At 73.5% G+C, this 22,155-nt stretch carries 15 protein-coding genes and 1 riboswitch; of the genes, 6 read left to right on the top strand and 9 right to left on the bottom strand.

Annotation, left to right across the window (positions count from 1 at the left end; genetic code table 11):
* Nucleotides 1-60: 60 nt before the first annotated feature.
* Nucleotides 61-193: riboswitch (cobalamin riboswitch) on the bottom strand.
* Nucleotides 194-390: 197 nt separating this feature from the next.
* The 3 genes from IE332_RS14855 to IE332_RS14845 all read left to right on the top strand — a co-directional run bounded on the left by IE332_RS14855 (nucleotide 391) and on the right by IE332_RS14845 (nucleotide 4,402).
* Nucleotides 391-1,074, top strand: a complete 684-nt coding sequence (locus tag IE332_RS14855; RefSeq protein WP_189916318.1) for a helix-turn-helix domain-containing protein — start codon at nucleotides 391-393, stop codon at nucleotides 1,072-1,074.
* A gap of 250 nt (nucleotides 1,075-1,324) precedes the next feature.
* Entirely contained in the window at nucleotides 1,325-2,467 is a 1,143-nt protein-coding gene (locus IE332_RS14850) for an alpha/beta hydrolase family protein (RefSeq protein ID WP_229928608.1), read from the top strand.
* 609 nt (nucleotides 2,468-3,076) lie between these two features.
* Entirely contained in the window at nucleotides 3,077-4,402 is a 1,326-nt protein-coding gene (locus tag IE332_RS14845; protein ID WP_229928607.1) for a hypothetical protein, read from the top strand.
* Nucleotides 4,403-4,476: 74 nt separating this feature from the next.
* Here IE332_RS14845 and IE332_RS14840 read toward each other — a convergent pair whose 3' ends face one another.
* The 9 genes from IE332_RS14840 to IE332_RS14800 form a co-directional block, all read right to left on the bottom strand.
* Nucleotides 4,477-5,355 (bottom strand): CDP-alcohol phosphatidyltransferase family protein, encoded by an 879-nt coding sequence (locus tag IE332_RS14840; RefSeq protein ID WP_030242067.1) that lies wholly within the window; start codon nucleotides 5,353-5,355, stop codon nucleotides 4,477-4,479.
* On the bottom strand, nucleotides 5,342-6,034 hold the full coding sequence (locus tag IE332_RS14835) for a phosphatidylserine decarboxylase (protein WP_229928606.1): 693 nt from the start codon (nucleotides 6,032-6,034) through the stop codon (nucleotides 5,342-5,344). Before IE332_RS14835 ends, IE332_RS14840 begins: the two co-directional genes overlap by 14 nt.
* A 486-nt stretch (nucleotides 6,035-6,520) precedes the next feature.
* Nucleotides 6,521-7,723 (bottom strand): acyl-CoA dehydrogenase family protein, encoded by a 1,203-nt coding sequence (locus IE332_RS14830; protein ID WP_189916315.1) that lies wholly within the window; start codon nucleotides 7,721-7,723, stop codon nucleotides 6,521-6,523.
* Nucleotides 7,724-7,868: 145 nt separating this feature from the next.
* On the bottom strand, nucleotides 7,869-8,372 hold the full coding sequence (locus IE332_RS14825) for a MaoC family dehydratase (protein WP_189916314.1): 504 nt from the start codon (nucleotides 8,370-8,372) through the stop codon (nucleotides 7,869-7,871).
* Nucleotides 8,373-8,376: 4 nt separating this feature from the next.
* Nucleotides 8,377-9,339 carry an HpcH/HpaI aldolase/citrate lyase family protein gene (locus tag IE332_RS14820; protein WP_189916313.1) on the bottom strand — a complete coding sequence of 321 codons (963 nt, stop codon included), beginning with the start codon at nucleotides 9,337-9,339 and terminating at the stop codon, nucleotides 8,377-8,379.
* 43 nt (nucleotides 9,340-9,382) lie between these two features.
* Nucleotides 9,383-11,413 (bottom strand): ethylmalonyl-CoA mutase, encoded by a 2,031-nt coding sequence (locus IE332_RS14815; protein ID WP_189916312.1) that lies wholly within the window; start codon nucleotides 11,411-11,413, stop codon nucleotides 9,383-9,385.
* 10 nt (nucleotides 11,414-11,423) lie between these two features.
* Nucleotides 11,424-12,761, bottom strand: coding sequence for a crotonyl-CoA carboxylase/reductase (gene ccrA / locus IE332_RS14810; protein WP_189916311.1), 1,338 nt, complete (start codon nucleotides 12,759-12,761; stop codon nucleotides 11,424-11,426).
* 380 nt (nucleotides 12,762-13,141) lie between these two features.
* The gene (locus tag IE332_RS14805; protein WP_189916310.1) at nucleotides 13,142-14,062 is read right to left on the bottom strand and encodes a TetR family transcriptional regulator; all 921 of its coding nucleotides are present in this window, start codon (nucleotides 14,060-14,062) and stop codon (nucleotides 13,142-13,144) included.
* A 266-nt stretch (nucleotides 14,063-14,328) separates the two neighbouring features.
* Nucleotides 14,329-16,104: a 3-hydroxyacyl-CoA dehydrogenase family protein gene (locus IE332_RS14800; protein WP_189916309.1), complete on the bottom strand. Its 1,776-nt coding sequence runs from the start codon at nucleotides 16,102-16,104 to the stop codon at nucleotides 14,329-14,331.
* Nucleotides 16,105-16,661: 557 nt separating this feature from the next.
* On the opposite strand from IE332_RS14800, the gene IE332_RS14795 reads away from it, so the two are divergent.
* The 3 genes from IE332_RS14795 to IE332_RS14785 all read left to right on the top strand — a co-directional run bounded on the left by IE332_RS14795 (nucleotide 16,662) and on the right by IE332_RS14785 (nucleotide 22,011).
* On the top strand, nucleotides 16,662-19,352 hold the full coding sequence (locus IE332_RS14795; RefSeq protein WP_189916308.1) for an MXAN_6230/SCO0854 family RING domain-containing protein: 2,691 nt from the start codon (nucleotides 16,662-16,664) through the stop codon (nucleotides 19,350-19,352).
* 76 nt (nucleotides 19,353-19,428) lie between these two features.
* Complete coding sequence (locus tag IE332_RS14790) at nucleotides 19,429-20,889, top strand: type I glutamate--ammonia ligase (protein WP_189916307.1); 1,461 nt, start codon at nucleotides 19,429-19,431, stop codon at nucleotides 20,887-20,889.
* 3 nt (nucleotides 20,890-20,892) lie between these two features.
* Nucleotides 20,893-22,011 (top strand): amidohydrolase family protein, encoded by a 1,119-nt coding sequence (locus tag IE332_RS14785; protein WP_189916306.1) that lies wholly within the window; start codon nucleotides 20,893-20,895, stop codon nucleotides 22,009-22,011.
* The last annotated feature ends 144 nt before the right edge of the window (nucleotides 22,012-22,155 follow it).

Genomic DNA, 22,155 nt, shown 5'->3' with positions numbered 1-22,155 from the left:
TGCATCGCGTGCGTGTCCTCACTCAGGGTCCGCGCCCTGGATCGACGTAGCGGGGGCGAGAGTCTCCTGGCTTCCGGGTCGGACGCACCCCCGGGGCCTTCCAGCGGCTTCTGACGGCCCGCCGTGGCGATTGTTTCCGAGCGTGCTCCCCGGTGACAGTGGCGGGACCGCGCCGGACTCGCACCGGCTTCCTCTCCATGCCTCCGATTGGCCCCAGGATCCCATCACGCGCCCGAACCGGGAGTCAACCGAGGTCACGGAGGGGTTGGTCACACGGGAGACCGGCCGACGGGCTGTGGGATCGCCCAGCGGCGCACCGCTCCGGTACCGGCCATTCCGTGCGTTCGGTCGGTGGGGCCGCGCCGTGGTCCGCGCCTAGCGTTCGGTGCCATGCGCCGCAGAAAGCCCCCCACCGCCCCGCCCCCGGTGCCGTTCTCGCCCGCGGCCGCCCGCGCCCACCGGGCGGGCCTCGGCCTGACCCCCGACCAGGTCGCCGAGGGCATGGCCGCGCACGGCGTCCGGCTGCTGCCCGCCCACGTCCTCGCCTGGGAGAACGGCGAGCTGCGCCCCAGCGAGCCGGAGTTCATCGCCCTCGCCCGCACCCTCTGGTGCCCCGCCGCCCAGCTGATGGACGGCCGCCCGGTCCGGCTGCGCGACCACCGGGTCGCCCGCGAACTCGGCCAGGCCGCCGTCGCCGACCGCACCGGCACCACCCTGGCCGCCTACCGGCAGGCCGAACTGACCGACCGGTGGGACGGCGACGAGGACCAGACCCGCGCCCTCGCCGACACCCTCGACCTGACCCTGCCCGAACTCGTCGCGGCCACCGGCCGCCTCGCGGAACTCGACCACCTCCTCCGCCAGTGCGTCGCCGGCCGCTGGCAGCCCCACCTCCGCGCCCTCACCCGGATCGTCCCGGCCCCCGCCGACACCCTCGCCGCCGTCCTCGCCACCCTCCACCAGGAGCACCACGTCCCCACCCACTGGGGCGCCACCACCCGCGCCACCCCGCCTCCCGCCACCGACACCCTCGTCCCCCGCTTCTGGCACCTCCTCACCACCGAGTCCCCCTAGGGCGTGTCTTGTGGATCTTTGCCGGGTCTGCGGCGTCAGGGCACGCACCTCGCCGCGTTGTCGTCAGTCGCCGATGCTCCGCATGGACTCCCTCCTCCGCCTTGCGATGCACGCACCCTGACGCCGCGGCCTGATCCGACAAGATCCACAAGACACGCCCTAGGGCCCCCGCCGAGTGACCCGGACGGCCCAGTCCGGTGGCCGGGCGGGCGGGGCGCCGGTGGACTGGTGCACGAACACCGTCCGGTCCGTGAGCAACAGAGCGGGGAACGATATGCGCTGGGGAACCGCTGCCGCCGTGGCGGCCGCCGCCGTCGGGGCCGGGGCCGGGGCCGTGGTCCTGGTGGTCGGCCGCCGGGCCTCCGAGCGGATGCTCCGCCCGGTGACCGCCGTCCAGGAGTCCGGGCCGGTCGTCGTCCGGAGCCTCGGCACCGGCCGGATCACCTTCAGCCCCGGGCCGGAGAGCCGGCACCCGGGCCGCTGGGCGGTCGAGTGGGCGGACGGCGGGCACGCGGTCGTCGAGGAGGTCCTGCGCAGCGACGAGCAGGGCGTCACCCGCCGGCTGGTCCGCGCCGACCAGGGCACCCTCGCCCCCGGCACCGAGGTCCGCTTCACCCCGCGCGTCCACCTCGGCGACCCCACCCGGGCGTTCGGCCTCGCCTACACCGAGATCGCCGCCGACGGCGAACTCGGCGACCTCCCCGCCTGGTACCTCCACGGCAAGCGCGGCACCTGGGTGGTCCTCGTCCACGGCCCAGGGGCCGACCGCCAGCAGACCCTCCCCGTCCTGCCCGTGCTGGACCGCCTCGGCCTGCCCGTCCTCTCCGTCACCTACCGCGGCGACGAGGGCGCCCCCGCCTCCCCGGACGGGTACAGCCACTTCGGCGAGACCGAGTGGCGCGACGTCGAGGCCGCGGTACGGCTGGCGCTGGAGAACGGCGCGGGCCGGGTCGTCCTGTACGGCTGGTCGGTCGGCGCCACCATGGTCCTGCAGACGGCCGCCCGCTCGGCCTGGGCGCACGCGATCAGCGGCCTGATCCTCGACTCGCCGGTCCTCGACCTGCCCGGCACCGCCCGCCGCGACGCCGAACGGCTCGGCCTGCGCGGTGCGGTCGCCGAACTCGGCGCCCTCGCCGCGCAGGGCCGCACCGGCGTCGACCTCGCCGACTTCTCCCGCATCGCCGAGGGCGCCGACCTGCGGGTGCCCACTCTGCTCCTGCACAGCCCCACCGACCAGGTCTCCCCGTTCAGCAGCGCCGAACGCCTCGCCGCGGCCCGCCCGGACGTGGTCAGCCTCAGCTCCTTCCCCGGCGGCGACCACGCGACCCTCTGGAACACCGCCCCCGACCACTACACCGAACTCCTCCGCCGCTGGCTCACCCCGCTGCTCTGACCGCCGACGGGAGCGGCCGGAGCGCGAGAAGTCGACGGAGCCGACTTCTCGCGCTCCACGATCGGCACGCTCCGGCCCCCCATCCGGCCGCCATCCGTCCGGATTCGGGCTGGATTCGGGCTGGATTCGGGCTGGACAGCCCCAGCGGGAGTTGAGGGTTCCGTCGGCGGGTGCGGCGAACATCGGCCAGCCGGAGGCACAACTTTGGTCCCACCCTTCGGCCCTGTCGACACGCTGCGTGACCACTCGAACGGGCCCAGCGACCGTTCCGGCTCACCTGGCATGAGCAGGCCACACGTTTCCGGCCAGGCGGTTTGCCTCTGTTGCCCGATCTTGCGGAGGTGCGGCCACCGGTCGTCCGGTCGTACGGACAACCGGATGTGACAGAAGGCCCGTACAAGGGGAAGACTGCTCGACGTGACGTCTCGGAATCCGCGCGACCGTGATGCCCCGCTCCCGCCGACGATCGGTACCGGTGCGACGGTGACCCGTCTCCCCGGTACGGCCCACCGGCCCGACGGTGGCAGGCCGACCGGGGCGGGTGTACCCCGTAACGCCGTACCCCGGCGACGGGGTCCCGTGCCGGCTCCCGGGCGGGGCCGGGTTCCCGTGCCCGAGGGCTTCCCCGCGCCGGCCGAGCTTGCCCCGCTGGCCCGTCGGATGCTGGTGGACGCCGTCCGGATCGCCCGCTGGGCCGGGGAGCTGGAGGAAGTCGACAAGCGTGGCGAGCTGCTCCCGGACGACGCCCGTGCGGCGGGCCGGGCCCTGGCCATGACCGTCGGCGCCGCCACCAAGGCCTGGGGGCAGGCGCTCCTGGTCGGCCTGGTGGAGGCCCGGGACAACGGGGCCGGCCCGGGCTGGCGCCTGCACGCCTGGGAGCACGACGACGAGGCCGTGGTGCGCGGCTGGTCCGCGCTGTTCGACGCCTGGACCCTGCTCGCCCCGGTGCCGCCCGCCGCGCTGCGCGGGGTGTTCGCCGTGCTGGCCGGGCAGGCCGTGGACCAGGCCCCGCAGCTGCTCTCCTTCCTGCACCTGGTGGACGGCCCGGTGCCGGAGAGCGAGCTGCTGGAGCTGCTGCGCCGGGGCCTGGACGAGCGCCGGGTCGGCGGCGGGCCCGGTGGCCCGGGGCTGTCGCCGGTGCCGCACGCGGCCTCCGCGGTGTCCGCGGTCCGCGGCACCTGCCGGGAGCCGCAGATCGACACCCCGGCCTCGCCCTCGGACGTGGCCGCCGTCCTGGACTGGATGCTGGACGGCCTGGCGGCGGTCGGCGCCCTGACGCGCAGGGACGATGCCGCCGACCTGTCGCCGCTCGGCCACTGGGCGGTGCGGGCGAAGCTGGAGGAGATCTGCACGGTCGCGCAGACCGCGGCCGGGCACATCGAGCAGAGCGCCTTCGAGCTGCTGAACGCGTGCGCCGACTACTCGCCGGGCCCGGCCCGGGCCGAGTACCGGGCCTGGGTCGCGGCCCGTCCGGCGGACCGCGCGGTGGCGGAGCTGCTGGACGCGGCGCAGGGCGACGACGCGCTGGTGCGCGGGCTCGCCTTCGAGGCGCTGCGGGTGGCCGGCGGTCCGGCGGAGCAGGCGGTGCGGGCGTCGGTGGACGAGCCGGTGCTGCGCCCGTACGCGCTGCTGTGGCTGGCCGAGCGCGCGGACGAGGGGGTCTCCCCGGCGGACGTGCTGGGTGCGGCGGACGCGGCCTGGCTCTGGGTGGACACGGCGGCGGCGGTGCTGGACCACGGCGAGGTGGAGCTGCTGGTGGGCCACGTCGAGGGCGCCGCGGCGGGCGATCCGGTGCGGCTGTTCGCCCGGGCCCGGCAGTCCGGGCACCCGCGGGCGGCCTCGGTGCTGACGGCGGTCTCCAGCGTGCACCCGGACCCGGGGGTGGCCAGGGCGGCCCGCCGCTCGGCGTTCAGCGTGCACACCGGCGGCGCGTAGCCACCGCAGGCAGGTGAGAACGACGAAGGGCCCGGAACCGATGCGGTTCCGGGCCCTTCGTCATAAGGCGGGGATCAGCCGAGGCGCGACTCGGCCCGTCGGGCGCGGACGTCGCCGACCTTCTGGCCCACCTTGCGGCGGATGACCAGCAGCGGCGCCATGGCCGCGAGCGTGATCTGGGCGAACGCGCCGACGTGCATGAGCGCGTCGCCGCCGGGCAGCCCGGTGGCCCAGGCGGCCAGGCAGCCGATGGAGACCACGATCCAGCAGAGCGTGGCGGTGGCCAGCAGCCCCTGCGGCTTGGGGTACTCGATCCGGCTGACCATCAGGTAAGCGGCGCCGAAGATGGCGAGCAGACCGGGCAGGAACGGCGGGTCGAGCAGCACGATCGCGATGACCGTCATGGCGCCCATCGGGCAGGGCATGCCCTGGAACACCCCGGGCCGCATCTTGACGGCCGAGAAGCGGGCCAGCCGCAGGACGACGGCGAGCAGCACGGTGATCGCGATGAGCGCCGAGAGCTTGCTGTTGGAGCCCTGGGAGACCATGCCCCAGACCGCGACGAAGTAGGCCGGCGCGATGCCGAAGCTGATCAGGTCCGCGAGGTTGTCCAGTTCCGCTCCGAGGGCGGAGGAGCGCAGCTTGCGCGCCACCAGGCCGTCGAAGAGGTCGCACATCGAGCCGATGAGCAGCAGCGTGACCGCGGTGGCGGCGCTGTGCCGGTCCGGAGCGGCGTCCGGGTTGGTGATGTGCGGGACGAGGACCCCGGTGGTGATCGAGTAGATCGCCAGGAAGCCGCAGACGGCGTTCCCCAGGGTCAGGAAGTCGGCGGTGGACAGGTGCTGGGGAGAGCGCGGGGCGCGCAGCTCGCGGTCGCGCGCCCAGCGGCGGCGGCGCAGGGACGTCTCCTCGTCGTCCAGGCCGACGATTGTCTCAGGATCAGTCACGGTCAAGGCGCGTCACCCCGGCTGTGGTCTTCTGGCCGACCTCGACGCCGACCTCGACGCCGGCCGGCAGGTAGGTGTCGACCCGGGACCCGAACCGGATCAGGCCGATCCGGTCGCCCTGGTCGACCTTGGTACCGGCGGCGACGTACGGCACGATGCGGCGGGCCACGGCCCCCGCGATCTGGACCATCTCGATGTCGCCGAGCTCGGTGTCGAAGTGCCAGACGACCCGCTCGTTCTGGTCGCTGTCCTTGTTGAACGCGGGGACGAAGCCGCCCGCGACGTGCTCGACCGACGTCACCGTGCCCGGCAGGGGCGCGCGGTTGACGTGGACGTTGAGCGGGCTCATGAAGATCGCGACCCGGGTGCGGCCGTCCGGCCAGGCGTCGATGCTCTGCACCACGCCGTCGGCGGGCGAGATCACTCTGCCCGTGCCGATCTCACGCTCGGGGTCGCGGAAGAACCACAGCATGCCAGCGCTGAGCGCACAGGCCGGTACCGCGGCCAGGGCCCACTTGCCGCTGCGCCGGGTGAGGGCGGTGGTCACGGCTGCCGTGGCGAGGGTGGGGACGAACCAGGGGGTGGCTCCGCGCGCGATGGTCACGCGGGGTCGCCGACCGGCCGCCGGGGCTGCGAGGGCATCGCGGTCCGAGACGGAGTGGTGAGGGGACGGGCTGATGGGCATCGAAGACCTTTGTCGCGGGGGATCATGGCCGCTGGACGGGGGCCACCGCGGAATCGGTAATAGAGGGACGGCTTGCTGTCCCGGTGGATGCTATCGGGAGCACACGGTGGGTGGGCAACCCGCCTGCTCGTTCATGTGTCCGGTGGGAGTGCGTGTGCGCGTCCCACCTCTACGACCGTAGCTCGACCCGGTCCGGTTCCCAAGGGACCGGACACGGCTGGTGAGACTTGTCTCAACAGGTCCCCCGACGGAACCCGCCGGGGGAAACGGCCGTAGTGGCCGGAAGAAGGTGTGCGGAAGCGGCCGCAGGGCGCGCTGTCGCAGCTGTACGCCCTACGGCCGCTTCCGGAGGGCCGTGCCGGACCCTGGCGGACCAGGCCGGGCCCGTGACGGGGCACGGCGCTCCGCCGGTCCGGGCCCGCACGCCCGTCCACCGGCGGTTCGAGGGGGCCGCCCGGGACGCGGTGCGTCGCGGGCGGCCCGGGATCACTCGGCGATCCGGTACTCCTCCAGGAGCCGGCGTCCGACGATCATCTTCTGGATCTCCGCAGTACCTTCACCGATGAGCAGCATCGGGGCCTCGCGGTAGAGGCGCTCGATCTCGTACTCCTTGGAGAAGCCGTAGCCGCCGTGGATGCGGAAGGCGTCCTCGACGACCTCCTTGCAGTACTCGGAGGCGAGGTACTTGGCCATGCCGGCTTCCAGGTCGTTGCGCTCGCCGCTGTCCTTCTTGCGGGCGGCCATGACCATCATCTGGTGGGCGGCCTCGACCTTGGTGGCCATCTCGGCGAGCTTGAACTGGATGGCCTGGTGCTCGGCGATCTTCTTGCCGAAGGTGGAGCGCTGCTGGGCGTAGGAGATGCCCAGCTCGAAGGCGCGGCGGGCGACGCCGCAGCCGCGGGCGGCGACGTTGACGCGGCCGACCTCGACGCCGTCCATCATCTGGTAGAAGCCCTTGCCCGGGACGCCGCCGAGGACGCGGTCGGCCGGGATCCGGACGTCCTGCAGCACCAGCTCGGTGGTGTCGACGCCCTTGTAGCCCATCTTCTCGATCTTGCCGGGCACGGTCAGGCCGGGAACCTTGGGGTTCGGGCCGAAACCGGCCTCCTTCTCGATCAGGAAGGTGGTCATGTTCTTGTACGGGGTGTTGCCGCCCTCGTCGGTCTTGCAGAGGACCGCGACGAGGGTGGAGGTGCCGCCGTTGGTGAGCCACATCTTCTGGCCGTTGAGGACGTAGGAATCGCCGTCCTTGACGCCCTTGGTGGAGATGGCCGAAACGTCGGAGCCGAGGCCGGGCTCGGACATCGAGAAGGCGCCGCGGATTTCGCCGGCGGCCATCCTCGGCAGGAAGTGGTCCTTCTGCTCCTGGGTGCCGTGGGCGTTGATCATGTGCGCCACGATGAAGTGGGTGTTGACGATGCCGGAGACCGACATCCAGCCGCGGGCGATCTCCTCGACCACCAGGGCGTAGGTGAGCAGCGACTCGCCGAGGCCGCCGTACTCCTCGGGGATGGTGAGACCGAAGAGGCCGAGCTGCTTCATGCCCTCGACGATGGCGGTCGGGTACTCGTCCTTGTGCTCCAGCTCGGTCGCGACCGGAATGATCTCCTTGTCGACGAAATCCCGCACGGTGGCGAGGATGTCCCGCTGGATCTCGGTGAGGCCGTCGGTCTGTGCGAGGCGTCCCATCGTGCGGCTCCGGAAAGGTCTAAGAGGGCGGGGGGGGGATTGCGGGGGCCCTGCCGGCGTGGCTGCGGCAGCAGGGCCCCCGATACCGGGTGGGGGTCGGCCGATGACGGCGGCCTGCCCCTCCGGGGTCTCCGGGTGGGAGGGATTACGGGAGCGGGGTGGGGCGGCCGGGCTGCTCGCCGCCGCGCTCCTTGGTGTACGTCGCGGTCGGCACCATCACCTTGCGGCGGAAGACGCAGACGACCGTGCCGTCCTGCTTGTACCCCTTGGTCTCGACGTACACGATGCCGCGGTCGTCCTTGGACTTGGACGGCCACTTGTCGAGCACGGTGGTCTCGCCGTAGAGGGTGTCGCCGTGGAAGGTCGGCGCGATGTGGCGCAGCGACTCGATCTCCAGGTTGGCGATCGCCTTGCCGGAGACGTCCGGGACGGACATGCCGAGCAGCAGCGAGTAGATGTAGTTGCCCACCACGACGTTCTTGCCGAAGTCCGTCGTCTTCTCCGCATAGTTGGTGTCCATGTGGAGCGGGTGGTGGTTCATGGTGAGGAGGCAGAAGAGGTGGTCGTCGTACTCGGTGACCGTCTTGCCGGGCCAGTGCTTGTAGACCGCGCCGACCTCGAACTCCTCGTAGGTGCGTCCGAACTGCATGGCGTCAGGCCTCCGGGATCTCGAACTTGGTGGTGCGCTCCATGCCGGCGGCCCGGCCCTTGCCGGCGATGACCAGGGCCATCTTGCGGCTGGCCTCGTCGATCATCTCGTCGCCGAGCATCGCGGAGCCCTTGGCGCCGCCCGCCTCGGAGGTGCACCAGTCGTAGGCGTCGAGGATCAGCTCGGCGTGGTCGTAGTCCTCCTGCGAGGGCGAGAAGATCTCGTTCGCGGCGGCGACCTGGTCCGGGTGCAGCACCCACTTGCCGTCGAAGCCGAGGGCGGCGGAGCGGCCGGCGACCTCGCGGTAGCCCTCGGCGTTGCGGATCTGCAGGTAGGGGCCGTCGATCGCCTGCAGGTCGTTGGCGCGGGCGGCCATCAGGATGCGCATCAGGATGTAGTGGTAGGCGTCGGCGCCGTAGCCGGGCGGCTGCTCGCCGACGACCAGGGACTTCATGTTGATGGAGGCCATGAAGTCGGCGGGGCCGAAGATGATGGTCTCCAGCCGGGGCGAGGCCTCGGCGATGGCGTCGACGTTGATCAGGCCCTTGGCGTTCTCGATCTGCGCCTCGATGCCGATCTTGCCGACCTCGAAGCCCATGGTCTTCTCGATCTGGGTGAGCAGGAGGTCGAGCGCCTTGACCTGCTCGGCGTCCTGGACCTTGGGGAGCATGATGCAGTCGAGGTTGGGGCCGGCGCCCTCGACCACGGTGATCACGTCGCGGTAGGTCCAGTGGGTGGTCCAGTCGTTGACCCGGACGACCTTGGTCTTGTTGCCCCAGTCGCCGTTGTTCAGGGCGTCGACGATGTTGTGCCGGGCGCTCTCCTTGACCAGCGGGGCGCAGGCGTCCTCCAGGTCGAGGAAGACCTGGTCGGCCGGGAGGCCCTGGGCCTTCTCCAGGAAGCGCGGGTTGCTGCCCGGCACGGCGAGGCAGGAGCGGCGGGGGCGGAGACGGTTCACGTTCGTCATGAGGGTGGTTCTGTTCCTTCCCAGTGGTCAGCTGGTCAGCTGGTCAGTTCGAGGCCGGGGTCGGTGCGGGCGTCCACGGCTGGAGCTTGTTGGCGAGCCGGATCTCGTCCACGATCCGGCCGATGATGGTCGTGATGCCGAAGTCCTTCGGGGTGAACACGGCGGCGACGCCGGCGGCCTTGAGGGCCTCGCCGTCCGCTGCCGGGATGATGCCACCCACGATCACCGGGACATCCTGCACCCCGGCGCGGTCCAGGCGCTTGAGGACGTCGGGCACCAGCTCGCAGTGCGCGCCGGAGAGGATCGACAGGCCCACGCAGTGGACGTCCTCCGCGACGGCGGCGGAGACGATCTGCTCCGGGGTCAGCCGGATGCCCTGGTAGACCACCTCGAAGCCGGCGTCGCGGGCCCGGACGGCGATCTGCTCGGCGCCGTTGGAGTGCCCGTCCAGGCCGGGCTTGCCGACCAGCAGGCGCAGCTTGCCGGCGCCCAGCTCCGCGGCGGTCGCGGCGACCGCGGCGCGGACCTGCTCCAGCTCCCCGCCGGGTTCGGCGGCGACCGCGACGGGCGCGCCGCCGACGCCGGTGGGGGCGCGGTACTCGCCGAAGACCTCGCGCAGGGCGAAGGACCACTCGCCGGTGGTGACGCCGGCCCGGGCGCAGGCGAGCGTGGCCGGCATCAGGTTGGCCTCGGTGGCGGCGACGGCCTTGAGCCCTTCCAGCGCCTCCTGGGCGGCGGCCTCGTCGCGCTGTCCGCGCCAGGCCTCCAGGGCGGCGAGCACGGACCGCTCGGAGGCCGGGTCGACGACCATGATCGCGGTGTCGAGGTCGGCGGTGAGCGGGCTCGGCTCGGTGGTGTCGAAGCAGTTGACCCCGACGATCTTGTCCTCGCCGGACTCGATCCGGGCCCGGCGGGCGGCGTGCGAGGAGACCAGGTTGGACTTCAGGTAGCCGGACTCGACGGCCGGGATGACGCCGCCCATCTCCAGCACCTTGGCGATCTCGGCCTCCGCGCCGGCCAGCAGCGCGGCGGTCTTGGTCTCGATCACCTCGGAGCCGTTGAAGATGTCGCCGTACTCCAGCAGGTCCGACTCGTACGCCAGGACCTGCTGGATCCGCAGCGACCACTGCTGGTCCCAGGGCCGGGGCAGGCCGAGCGCCTCGTTCCAGGCGGGCAGCTGGACGGCCCGGGCGCGGGCGTCCTTGGAGAGGGTGACGGCCAGCATCTCCAGGACGATCCGCTGGACGTTGTTCTCCGGCTGGGCCTCGGTCAGGCCGAGGGAGTTGACCTGGACGCCGTAGCGGAAGCGGCGCTGCTTGGGGTCCGTCACGCCGTAGCGCTCCAGGGTGACCTTCTCCCAGAGCCGGGCGAAGGCGCGCATCTTGCACATCTCCTCGACGAAGCGCACGCCGGCGTTCACGAAGAAGGAGATCCGGGCGACCACCTCGCCCATCCGCTCGGCCGGCACCTGGCCGGAGTCGCGGACCGCGTCGAGCACCGAGATGGCGGTGCACATCGCGTACGCGATCTCCTGGACGGGCGTCGCCCCGGCCTCCTGCAGGTGGTAGCTGCAGATGTTGATCGGGTTCCACTTGGGGATGTTGCCGACCGTGTAGGCGATCATGTCGGTGATCAGCCGCACCGACGGGCCGGGCGGGAAGACGTGCGTCCCGCGCGACAGGTACTCCTTGACGATGTCGTTCTGGGTGGTGCCGGTGAGCTTGGCGATGTCGGCGCCCTGCTCCTCGGCGACCACCTGGTAGAGCGCCAGCAGCCACATCGCGGTGGCGTTGATCGTCATGGAGGTGTTGGTCTGTTCGAGCGGGATGCCGTCGAACAGGGCGCGCATGTCGCCGACGTGGCCGACCGGCACGCCGACCCGCCCCACCTCGCCGCGGGCGAGGACGTGGTCGGAGTCGTAGCCGGTCTGGGTCGGCAGGTCGAAGGCGACGGACAGGCCGGTCTGGCCCTTCGCCAGGTTCCGCCGGTAGAGCGCGTTGGAGTCGCTCGCGGTGGAGTGGCCGGCGTAGGTGCGCATCAGCCAGGGCCGGTCGCGCTTCTGGGGCTCGGTCATCGGAGGCGTCTCACACGTTCCGGAAGCGGTTGATGGCGGGCAGGTGCTTCTCGCGCAGCTCGGCGTCGCGCACGCCCAGGCCCTCCTCGGGGGAGAGGCAGAGCACGCCGACCTTGCCCTGGTGCTTGTTGCGGTGCACGTCGAGGGCGGCCTGGCCGGTCTCCTCCAGGGAGTAGACCTTGGACAGGGTCGGGTGGATCTTGCCCTTGGCGACCAGGCGGTTGGCCTCGAAGGCCTCGCGGTAGTTGGCGAAGTGCGAGCCGACGATGCGCTTGAGCGACATCCACAGGTAGCGGTTGTCGTACTGGTGCATGAAGCCGGAGGTGGAGGCGCAGGTGACGATGGTGCCGCCCTTGCGGGTGACGTACACCGAGGCGCCGAAGGTCTCGCGGCCCGGGTGCTCGAAGACGATGTCCACGTCCTCGCCGCCGGTGAACTCGCGGATCTTGGAGCCCAGGCGCTTCCACTCGCGCGGGTCCTGGTTGTTCTCGTCCTTCCAGAACTTGTAGCCCTCGGCGGAGCGGTCGATGATCGCCTCGGCGCCCATGGCGCGGCAGATGTCCGCCTTGGCCTCGCTGGAGACCACGCAGATCGGGGTGGCGCCGCCGGCCAGCGCGTACTGGGTGGCGTACGAGCCGAGGCCGCCGCTGGCGCCCCAGATCAGCACGTTGTCCCCTTGCTTCATGCCGGCGCCGTTCTGCGAGACCAGCTGGCGGTAGGCGGTGGAGTTGACCAGGCCGGGGGAGGCGGCCTCCTCCCAGGTGAGGTGCTTCGGCTTGGGCAGCAGCTGGTTGGTCTTCACCAGCGCGATCTGGGCCAGGCCGCCGAAGTTGGTCTCGAAGCCCCAGATGCGCTGCTCCGGGTCCATCATCGTGTCGTTGTGGCCGTCCGGGGACTCCAGCTCGACCGAGAGGCAGTGCGCGACGACCTCGTCGCCCGGCTTCCAGGCGTTGACGCCCGCGCCGGTGCGCAGCACGACGCCCGCGAGGTCGGAACCGAGGACGTGGTACGGCAGGTCGTGGCGCTTGGTGAGCGGGGACAGCCGGCCGTAGCGCTCCAGGAAGCCGAAGGTGGAGACCGGCTCGAAGATCGAGCTCCACACGGTGTTGTAGTTCACCGAGCTGGCCATGACGGCCACCAGGGCCTCGCCGGGGCCGAGCTCGGGCAGGGCCACCTCGTCGAGGTGGAGGGACTTCCGGGGGTCCTTGTCGCGGCTGTCGAGGCCCGCGAACATCTGCTCCTCGTCCTTGTGGAGCGTCACCGCTCGGTAGGACTCGGGGAGCTTGATCGCGGCGTAGTCCTCCGACGTGGCGTCGTTGCTGAGGATCGCGTCGAGGATTTCCTGCATGGCTGCCTCCGAAGGCGTACCTGTGTGAGGGTCACAGGGCGTCTGGGGGAGCCGGGAGCGGACACCGGCTTCGCTGAGGTGGGTGGTGGGCGGGTCAGGCTGGGCGCCCGGTGTGGACCGGGCCTGTGCTGGCTCTGCTCCCGGGGTGTGGGAACGCCGGACGACGGCGCGCCGAGGTGGGGAGCCGCGGCGCCGCGACTGGTGAGTAACAAGGTAGTGGCACCCTGTGCCACTCGTAAAGACACCGGGTGTCAGCAATTCCGGGGCTCCGGAACGGGCCGGAACGGCGCGTGACGCGCGTTGCGCGGGCATGGCGAAGGCCCGCGTCGAGAAGTCGACGCGGGCCTTCGATACCGCTCTGACCTGCGAAAATGCTGGGGCTATGACTCCCGGGCGCTGCTCAGTGCGGCCCGGATACTGTCCACCACGACATCCAGCGGAGCGTCCGTCCGGGCGACTGTGATGAGCACCTCACCTCCGGGGCTGGCACTCAGTGCGCTCTCCGCCACGATGTCACCGGGCGCCCCGTTGGCACCGGGTGCCACCACGGATCCCCGACGTCTCGCCCCCGGGGCGCTGGAGGCCCAGAAGGTCCGCCGGATCACCTCGAAGGAGTGGTCCAGCTGCTCCTCCACGTTCCCCCGGCCGCCGGCCCGCAGCCAGCGCCGCAGCACGTGGTTGTGCGCCGCGACGACCGCCGCCGCCGACACCTCGGCCAGCATCGAGTCGTCCTCGCCGCCGCGCTGCCAGCCGGACGGGATGGGCTCGCCGGTGTCGAAGCGGCCCAGCAGGTACCGGGTGAACAGCCGCTCGTAGCGGGCCACCACGGCGATCTCCCGCTCGCGCAGCGCCGGGACCTGACGGATCAACTGGTACCGCGCGACCGACACCCCCGGGGTGGAGGCGTACATCCGCAGCACCTCCTTGATGCCGCGGCAGACCACGTCCAGCGGGTGCTCCTCCGGCTCGGCGCTGGCCAGCAGGTCGGCCACCCGGACGAGGGTGTCGTCGTGGTCGGGGAAGATTGCCTCCTCCTTCGACCGGAAGTACCGGAAGAAGGTGCGCCGGGCCACCCCTGCGGCGGCCGCGATCTGGTCGACCGTGGTCTCCTCGTAGCCCTGCGAGGCGAACAGCTCCATCGCGGCCGTGGCCAGGTCCTGACGCATCTGCTGGCGCTGCGCCGCCGCCCGGCGGCTGCCCGGCCCGCCCTCCGGCCCGGTGCCGCCGGTCGAGGGGGTCGTCCGGTCGGCGCCGTGCGAACCGGCGGGGTGCTGCGGGGAGGCTGACTGAACCCGATCCATGTCCGGAACGCTACACGGCCCCGGGGGCGCGGCCGCGGGCCTTCCCCGGCGCACCGGGGCGACCGGACCGGTGACGGCCGGCCGCGGCCAGCGGGAGGACACCGTCCCGGGGCTCCAGCCGGAACGCCCGACGGACGCGGCCCCGAGCGGCGGCGCGCCGTTGCCGTGGGCCGCGGCGCCGTACGGAGGGGTCCCGGCGCCGTACGGAGCTTGCCCGGCGGGCGTGCCGGGCCCCTGCGCGGCGCCGCCCCCGGTCTGCGGCGTGGTCACCGGCGCGCGTGGTCGCGGAAGCCGCGGCCGGTCTTGCGGCCCAGGCAGCCCGCCGCGACCAGGTGCTCCAGCAGCGGCGCGGCGGCCAGGCCGGGCTCGCGGAACTCCTGGTGCAGCACCTGCTCGATGGTCAGCGAGACGTCCAGGCCGACCACGTCCAGCAGTTCGAACGGGCCCATCGGGTAGCCGCAGCCGAGCTTCATCGCGGTGTCGATGTCGTCCACCGTCGCGTAGTGCTCCTGCAGCATCCGCACCGCGTCGTTCAGGTAGGGGAAGAGCAGCGCGTTCACGATGAAGCCGGCCCGGTCGCCGCACTCCACCGGGTGCTTGCGGACCTTGGCGGTCAGCTCCAGCACGGTGGCGGTGACGTCCGGCGCGGTCAGCACGGTGGAGACCACCTCGACCAGCTTCATGGCCGGCGCCGGGTTGAAGAAGTGCATGCCGATCACGTCCTGCGGCCGCGAGGTGGCGGTCGCGCAGCTGATCACCGGCAGCGAGGAGGTGGTGGTGGCGAGCACCGCGCCCGGCTTGACGATCTTGTCCAGGGTGGCGAACAGCTCCCGCTTGACCTCCAGGTCCTCCGCCACCGCCTCGACCACCAGGTCCACCTCGGCCAGCTCGGCGTACCGGCCGACCGGGGTGACCAGCGCCAGCGCGGCGTCCCGCTGCTCGGCGGACATCCGGCCCTTGGCGACCGAGCGCTCCAGCGACCTGGCCAGCTGCGCCTTGGCCCGCTCGGCCTTCTCCTCGCTGCGGGCCGCCAGCAGCACCGGGTGCCCGGCCTTGGCGAAGACCTCGGCGATGCCGGTGGCCATCGTGCCCGAGCCGCAGACGCCGACGGTGCGGACCTCGCGGCCCGGCACCTTCGGCAGGGCCGGCCCGGTGGCCGCGTCCACGGCCTTGGACGAGCCCGGCGCCTCGTAGGTGTAGAAGCCCCGGCCGGACTTGCGGCCCAGCAGCCCGGCCGCGACCAGCTGGCCGAGGATCGGGGCGGGGGCGTGCAGCCGGTCCCGGGACTGCTCGTACATCGCCTCCAGGACGGTGCGCGCGGTGTCGACGCCGATCAGGTCGAGCAGCGCCAGCGGGCCCATCGGCAGGCCGCAGCCGAGCCGCATCGCGGCGTCGATGTCCTCCCGCGAGGCGTACTTGGACTCGTACATCGCGGCGGCCTGGTTCAGGTACGCGAACAGCAGGCCGTTCACCACGAAGCCGGCCCGGTCGCCGGCTGCCACCGGCTCCTTGCCGAGGTCGCGGGCGAACGCGGCGGCGTCCTCCGCGGTCCGCGGGGAGGTCAGCACGGTGCGGACCACCTCGACCAGCTTCATGGTGTGCACCGGGTTGAAGAAGTGCAGGCCCAGCACCCGCTCCGGACGGGCGGTCGCGGCGGCGATCCGGGTCACCGAGAGCGCGGTGGTGCCGGTGGCCAGCACGGTGCTCTCCGGGCAGATCCGGTCCAGCTCGGCGAAGATCTCCCGCTTCAGCTCCAGCTGCTCGGGCACCTCCTCGATCACCAGGTCGGCGTCGGCGGCGGCCGCCAGCTCGTGCCCGACCGAGATCCGGGCCAGCAGTCCGGCGCGCTCCTCGGCGGTGAGCCGCTCCCGGTCGACCGCGTGCGCGGTCGCCTCCTCGATCCGGGCCAGGGCCCGGGCGGCCGAGTCCTCGGAGGCTTCGATGCCGATCACCCGGCGGCCGCTCTTGGCGACCGCCACCGCGACGCCGGCACCCATCGTGCCGAGGCCGACGACGGCGACGGCGGGGAAGGGACGCTCCATGTCCTGACTCCTAGTCATGAAGGGCCCGCGCGTGCTCCGGCGGGCACGCCGCCGCGCCCGGAACGCCGGGGGCGGCCGCCGCCGGAGGAGGGTTCACGCGCGGGGGCTTGGGGAGATGACGGGTGCGGCATGCCCGGGCAGCGGCCGGTCCGCTCCGGCCGAACTGCGGGTGTGCCGTGGTACTCAGGCGCTCGAGGTGAAGGAAGCGACGCTGATACGAGGAGGAACCCGGCCCGCCGCGGTTCGCGGCACCGGCCGGTGAAGACGCACGGCGCGGACGCCGCAGACACGGCGACCGCAGGCCCCCGCCGGTGCGGCTCCCGAAGCCCGGCGGTGGTGCGTGCGGCCACTGTAGCGAAGCTACTCACGGGTAGGAAGAGGGTGTGAGCGGAAAACCGTTCGGGCGCCGGGCCGCGCTTCGCTAGGGTGATCGACGCGGGGGCGGCTCCGCGGCGTGCTTCCTTCTCACTCATCTCCAAAATGACCCGAGTGCGCCCACTCTCCGCCCCCGCTTTGTCATACCTACCGGGGGAAGAGCAGTGAAGAAGCCGAGCGCCATGACGCCCGAGACCGGCCTGGACGCCTACCTGCTGCGCCGCCACGGCAGGATCATGGTCGCCGCCGGGGCCCCGCCCGAGGAGCCGCGGCCGTGGACGGCGACGGCGATCACCCTGCTGGAAGCCGACCTGGCCGAGCGCGGGTACGTCCTCACCCGCGACCTGCGCGCCGCCCTCGCCCGGCTGCGCCAGGCCGACCTCACCGCCGCCGGCACCCGGCTGCTGGCGGGCGTCGACGCCATGCTCGGCGCCGACCGCCGCCACACCCCCCTGTTCCGCCGTTTCCCCGACGGGGTGCCCGCGCACGCGCGCGCCGACTACTCCGCGACCGTCCGCGGCTACCTGCTCAGCCAGAGCAGCCAGATCTGCCTGGTCTGCGACCGCAGCAGCCTGGAAGCCGGGATCGGCGCCCTCGCCCCCTGCGCCCACCTGCTGTGCGGCGACTGCTACGAGGACCTGGTCGTGTGCTTCGACGACCGCCGGTGCCCGGTCTGCCTCACCCCGCTGGAGCGCGAGCGCCACCTGAAGCCCGACACCAAGGGCGCCCGCGCCGTCGCCGAGCGCCTGCGGGCCGACCAGCCGCTCAAGCCGCTGCGCCTGGCCGGGACCGTGCTGATCGGCACCGAACTGGCCGCCCTGCTCGCCCGGCGGACCCCGCTCAGCCCGCAGGACCGCGAGGACCTCGCGCTGCTGCTCGACCACGCCCCCGCCGACCCGGCCGACTGGCTGCCCGCCGAGATCCCGGTCCGGGAGAGCCGCGCCACCGTGCTGGCCACCCTGCTGCGCCGCGACCCGGAGCGCGCCCGCCCGCTGCTCGCCGGCCACCTCACCACCGCCACCGACGTGCTGCGGCTGATCTGGGCGTGGTCCGGCGCCGAGCCCGACCTGCTGCGGGAGACCGCCCGCACCCTGCGGCTGCGCAACCTGCCCCGCCCGCTGCGCCGCGAACTGCTCGCCGTACTGGACGCGTTCCCGGTCGGCACCCTCGCCGAGGACCTGCGCCGCCACCGGCAGCCCTGGCTGCGGGCCGGCGAACTGCTGCACCCGTACGAGCACCGCGACCGCTTCCCGTACGCGGCGGCCGCCTTCGCCGTACTCCGGCAGACAGATCTCGATCTGCACGGCCTCGGCCCGCGGCTGCGCGAGGCGCCCGCCCCGCTGCGGGTGCGCGAGACGCCCGGCGGGCACACCCGGCTGACCGTCGAGACCTTCGCCGCCGCCGTCGAGCACGCCCTCCAGCAGGGCGACCTGCCCGCCGCCGTCGGGCTGCTGACCCGCCGCCCGGGCGAGCTGGTGCGCCGACTGCACCACCTGCTGCGGGTGCACGAGACCTGGTTCCCCGGCGAGCCGCTGCCCGCCGAGCTCACCGAGGCGCTGCCCGGAGCGCTGCGCGCGGTCGCCCCCGGCCCGCTGCTGGGCGCGTACGGGCGGCTGCGCGCGCCGCGCGGGGCCGGCGAGCGGCGGCTGTACTTCCCGCGCGGCCGGGTCGCCTCGGCGCACTCCCGCTTCGACTGGGGCACGCCCGTCCCGGCCGGGCTCAGCGCGCCGGTCTGCGCGCTGATCGAGGCCGAACTGCTGCGCCGGGCCGAGCGGTCGGCGCGGGAGGCGGGGCGCTACGAGGTGGCCGTGCTGGACGCCGGGCTGGCCGACCTGGTGGTGCCCTTCGCCGAGCGCGCCAGCGCCAAGACCCTGGTCGCCGTACCGCGCGGCAGCGTGCAGCGGCTCCCGGACGGGCAGCGGCTGCGGCTGTTCGTGCACTGGATGCAGCGCCCGAACCAGCGGGTGGACCTCGACCTGTCGGTCGCCTTCTACGACGAGCAGTGGCGGTTCACCGGCCTGTGCGACTACACCCGACTGGTCCTCGGCGCCCGCGCCGCCGTGCACTCCGGCGACTTCACCACCGCCCCGCCGCCGCACGGCGCCACCGAGTTCGTCGACCTCGACCTGCCCGCGCTGGCGGGCACCGGCGCCCGGTACGCCGTGGTGGTGGTGTTCAGCTACAACGACATCCCCTTCGAGGAGCTCACCGACGCCTTCGCCGGGTTCATGACGCTGGACCCGGCCGACGCGGCCGACGCGGCCAAGCACCGCAAGGGCGCCTTCCGGCCGAAGGACGTCCGCCAGCGGCTCGACCTCGCCGGGGACGCCAAGATCTGCGTGCCGATGATCGTCGACCTCGGGCAGCGCAGCCACACCTGGACCGACCTCAACCCCGGCTCCGGCACCGGGTTCCACAGCCTCGACCGGCACCACGCCAGGATCGGCTCGCTGGCCCAGGACGTCCTGGCGCACTTCGCCGCGGGCTCCCGGGCCACCCTCTGGGACCTCGCCTGCGCGGCCGCCGCGGCCGGCAGCGACGAGGTGCTGGTCCGCGACCGGACGGGCCGCGGGCTGGGCGCCTACCACCGCGGCGCGGACGAGCCGGTGGCCGACTTCGCCGCGCGGGTGCGCGGGCGCCACGCGAGCGACCGGCGCATCGAGCAGCCGGCCGACGACACCGCCCGGCTGATCGCCGAACGCCTCGCCGGCACCAGGGCGTTCGCGGCGCTGGTGCACGCCGACGTGCCGGCCCCGGCCGGGGCGCACGGGACGCTCTACCGGCTCTACCCGGGCCCGACGGACGCCGCCCCGGACGCCCTGGAGCGGATCACCGCGGGGGAGCTGGTGGCCCGGTTCGCCCCGAACGGGTGAACGGGTGGACGGGCATCCGTTTGAACCACTCGATAGGGGAGTTACGGAAGCCCAACCGGCGGGGCAGCATGGGGACATGACCATCGGAACCGTCACCGCCGACGCCACCGCGCCCGGGCCCGGGTCCGCCCAGCCGTCCGGTGCCGCCGGCCCGCTCGGCCCCGCCGCCGTCGCGCTGCCCCCGCGCGCCGAGCGGGCCGAGCGCGCCGAGGAGGCCGCCGACCGGCTGCGCACCGCCGCCGTCGAGGCGGTGGCCGTCACCTGGGTGGACAACGCGGGCATCACCCGGGTCAAGGCCGTGCCGCTCGGCGGTCTGGCGCACGCCGCGCAGTGGGGCGTCGGCACCGCGCCCTGCTTCGACGTCTTCCTCGCCGACGACGCGATCACCACCAGCCCGATCATCGGCGGCCCCACCGGGGACCTCCGGCTCTACCCCGACCTCGACCGGGTCGTCCCGCTGGCCGCCCAGCCCGGCTGGGCCTGGGCCCCGGGGGACAGGTACACCCAGGGCGGCGCCCCGCACCCGGGCTGCCAGCGGCTGTTCGCCCGCCGGGCGCAGGCCGCGGCCGCCGAGCGCGGGCTGAGCCTCAAGGCCGGCATCGAGGTCGAGTGGGTGGTCGCCCTGGCCGGCTCCCCGCAGGAGGAGCCGCGGTACCCGACGCACGGCCCCGCGTACGGGATGCACCGGCTCACCGACCTCTCCGACTACCTGCGGGACGTCCTGCGCGCCCTCCGCGAGCAGGGGCTGGAGGTCCTGCAGATCCACCCCGAGTACTCCCCGGGCCAGTTCGAGGTCTCGGTCGCCCCCGAGGGCCCGGTCGGCGCCGCGGACACCTCCGTCCTGGTCCGGCACACCGTCCGGGCCGTCTCCGCCGCGCACGGCCTGCGGGTCTCCTTCGCACCGGTGGTCGAGGCGGGCGCGGTCGGCAACGGCGGGCACCTGCACCTCAGCCTCTGGCGGGAGGGGCGCAACCTCGGCCACGGCGGCCCCGGGCCGCACGGCCTGACGGCCGAGGCCGAGGGCTTCCTCGCCGGTGTGCTCGACGCCCTGCCCGAACTCCTGGTGCTGGGCTGCTCCAGCCCGGCCGGGTACCTGCGGCTGGTGCCCTCGCACTGGGCCGGCGCCTACCAGTGCTGGGGCCTGGAGAACCGCGAGGCCGCGCTGCGCCTGGTGACGGGCTCCACCGGGGAGCGGGCCGCCGCCGCCAACGCCGAGGTCAAGTGCTTCGACGCGAGCGCCAACCCGTACCTGGCGGTCGGCGGGGTGATCGCGGCCGGCCTCGCCGGGCTGGACCAACGCCTGGCGCTGCCGCCGGAGTTCACCGGTGACCCGGCCGCCGCAGAGCCCGGCACGGTGCCCCGGCTGCCGACCGGCCCGGCCGAGTCGCTGGCCGCGTACGAGCGCTCGGCGGTGCTCCGCGAGGCGCTCGGCGAGCCGCTGTACCAGGCGGTGCTGGCGGTGCGCCGGGCGGAGAGCGAGCAGTACGCGGCGGCCGGCCCCGAGGAGGTGGCCGCGGCCACCCGCTGGCGGTACTGACCGGTGGTCCGGCCGGAGGCGCCCGAGCTGGTCGACCACCACTGCCACAGCGTGGTGGCGGCCGAGCTCACCGACGACGCCCTGGCCGGGCTGCTCACCGAGTCCGACCGGCCGCCCGCGCCCGGCTGCTCGCCCTTCGACAGCGCGCTCGGCCTGGCCGTGCGCCGCTGGTGCCCGCCCGTGCTCGGCCTGCCGGCGCACGCCCCGGCCGCCGACTACCTGGCCCGGCGGCGGGAGCTGGGCGCCGCCGAGGCGACGGCCCGGCTGCTCGCCGCGGCCGGTCTGACCACCTGCCTGGTGGACACCGGGCTGACCACCGCCGCGGGCCGGCCGCTGCTGCCGCTCGGCGAACTGGCCGAGGCCACCGGGGCGTCGGTGCGCGAGGTGGTCCGGCTGGAGACGGTCGCCGAGGCGGTCACGGCCGGCGCCGGGGACTGGCCGCGGGCCGTCGCCGAGGCGCTGGCGGCCGCCGCCGAGGGGGCCGTCGCGGTCAAGTCGGTGCTCGCCTACCGGCACGGCCTGGCCGCCCCGGCCGAACGGCCCTCCCGGGCGGCCGTGGTGGCCGCGGCCGGCGCCCGGCTGCGCGGCGGGCCGGGCCGGCTGACCGACCCGGTCCTGCTGCACCACCTGCTCTGGACGGCCGTGGACGTCTGCGCCGGGCTCGGCCTGCCGATCCAGCTCCACACCGGCTTCGGCGATCCGGACCTCACCCTGCACCGGGCCGACCCGTCCCTGCTGACGGACTTCGTGCGCGCCGCCGAGCCCAGCGGAGTCCCCCTGGTGCTGCTGCACTGCTACCCGTACCACCGCCAGGCCGCCTGGCTGGCTCAGGCCTTCCCGACGGTCTTCACCGACCTCGGGCTGACGGCCTCCTACACCGGCCCCCGGGCGGCGGCGGTGCTGGGCGAGATGCTGGAGCTGGCACCGTTCGGAAAATTGCTCTTCTCCACGGATGCTTTCGGGCTACCCGAACTATTTTTGGTGGGCACCTGTCAGTTCCGGCACGGACTGGCTCTGTTGTTGGACGGTTGGCAGGCGGACGGAGCGTGTTCCGAGGCCGACGCGGGCCGGCTGACGCGGTCGATCGCCGCCGACAACGCGCGGCGGCTGTACGGCTTGTAGCGGCATCGTGGCCGCCCAGCGGGGGCGTGGACGGGTCGGCCCGGCCGCCGTTCGGAAGTGCGCGGTCGCACGTCGGCGAAGCATCACTTTTTAACACTCTTGAATCTGTTGTTCTTGTTGACCTGCGGACTTCTGCCCTCCGCT

Source organism: Kitasatospora xanthocidica, from assembly GCF_014656195.1.
Taxonomy (GTDB): Bacteria; Actinomycetota; Actinomycetes; order Streptomycetales; family Streptomycetaceae; genus Kitasatospora; species Kitasatospora xanthocidica.
Note: the sequence above shows the minus strand (reverse complement) of the source record. Positions and strands in the feature narration are given on the sequence as shown.

What these genes read in the sequence shown, in the direction of transcription:
- IE332_RS14830 (WP_189916315.1), bottom strand. Translation starts at nt 7,723, where the DNA reads ATGGGACGCCTCGCACAGACCGACGGCCTCACCGAGATCCAGCGGGAC.
- ccrA (WP_189916311.1), bottom strand. Translation starts at nt 12,761, where the DNA reads ATGCAGGAAATCCTCGACGCGATCCTCAGCAACGACGCCACGTCGGAG.
- IE332_RS14815 (WP_189916312.1), bottom strand. Translation starts at nt 11,413, where the DNA reads ATGACCGAGCCCCAGAAGCGCGACCGGCCCTGGCTGATGCGCACCTAC.
- IE332_RS14800 (WP_189916309.1), bottom strand. Translation starts at nt 16,104, where the DNA reads ATGGAGCGTCCCTTCCCCGCCGTCGCCGTCGTCGGCCTCGGCACGATG.
- IE332_RS14790 (WP_189916307.1), top strand. Translation starts at nt 19,429, where the DNA reads ATGACCATCGGAACCGTCACCGCCGACGCCACCGCGCCCGGGCCCGGG.
- IE332_RS14805 (WP_189916310.1), bottom strand. Translation starts at nt 14,062, where the DNA reads ATGGATCGGGTTCAGTCAGCCTCCCCGCAGCACCCCGCCGGTTCGCAC.
- IE332_RS14820 (WP_189916313.1), bottom strand. Translation starts at nt 9,339, where the DNA reads ATGACGAACGTGAACCGTCTCCGCCCCCGCCGCTCCTGCCTCGCCGTG.
- IE332_RS14795 (WP_189916308.1), top strand. Translation starts at nt 16,662, where the DNA reads ATGACGCCCGAGACCGGCCTGGACGCCTACCTGCTGCGCCGCCACGGC.
- IE332_RS14835 (WP_229928606.1), bottom strand. Translation starts at nt 6,034, where the DNA reads ATGCCCATCAGCCCGTCCCCTCACCACTCCGTCTCGGACCGCGATGCC.
- IE332_RS14855 (WP_189916318.1), top strand. Translation starts at nt 391, where the DNA reads ATGCGCCGCAGAAAGCCCCCCACCGCCCCGCCCCCGGTGCCGTTCTCG.
- IE332_RS14825 (WP_189916314.1), bottom strand. Translation starts at nt 8,372, where the DNA reads ATGCAGTTCGGACGCACCTACGAGGAGTTCGAGGTCGGCGCGGTCTAC.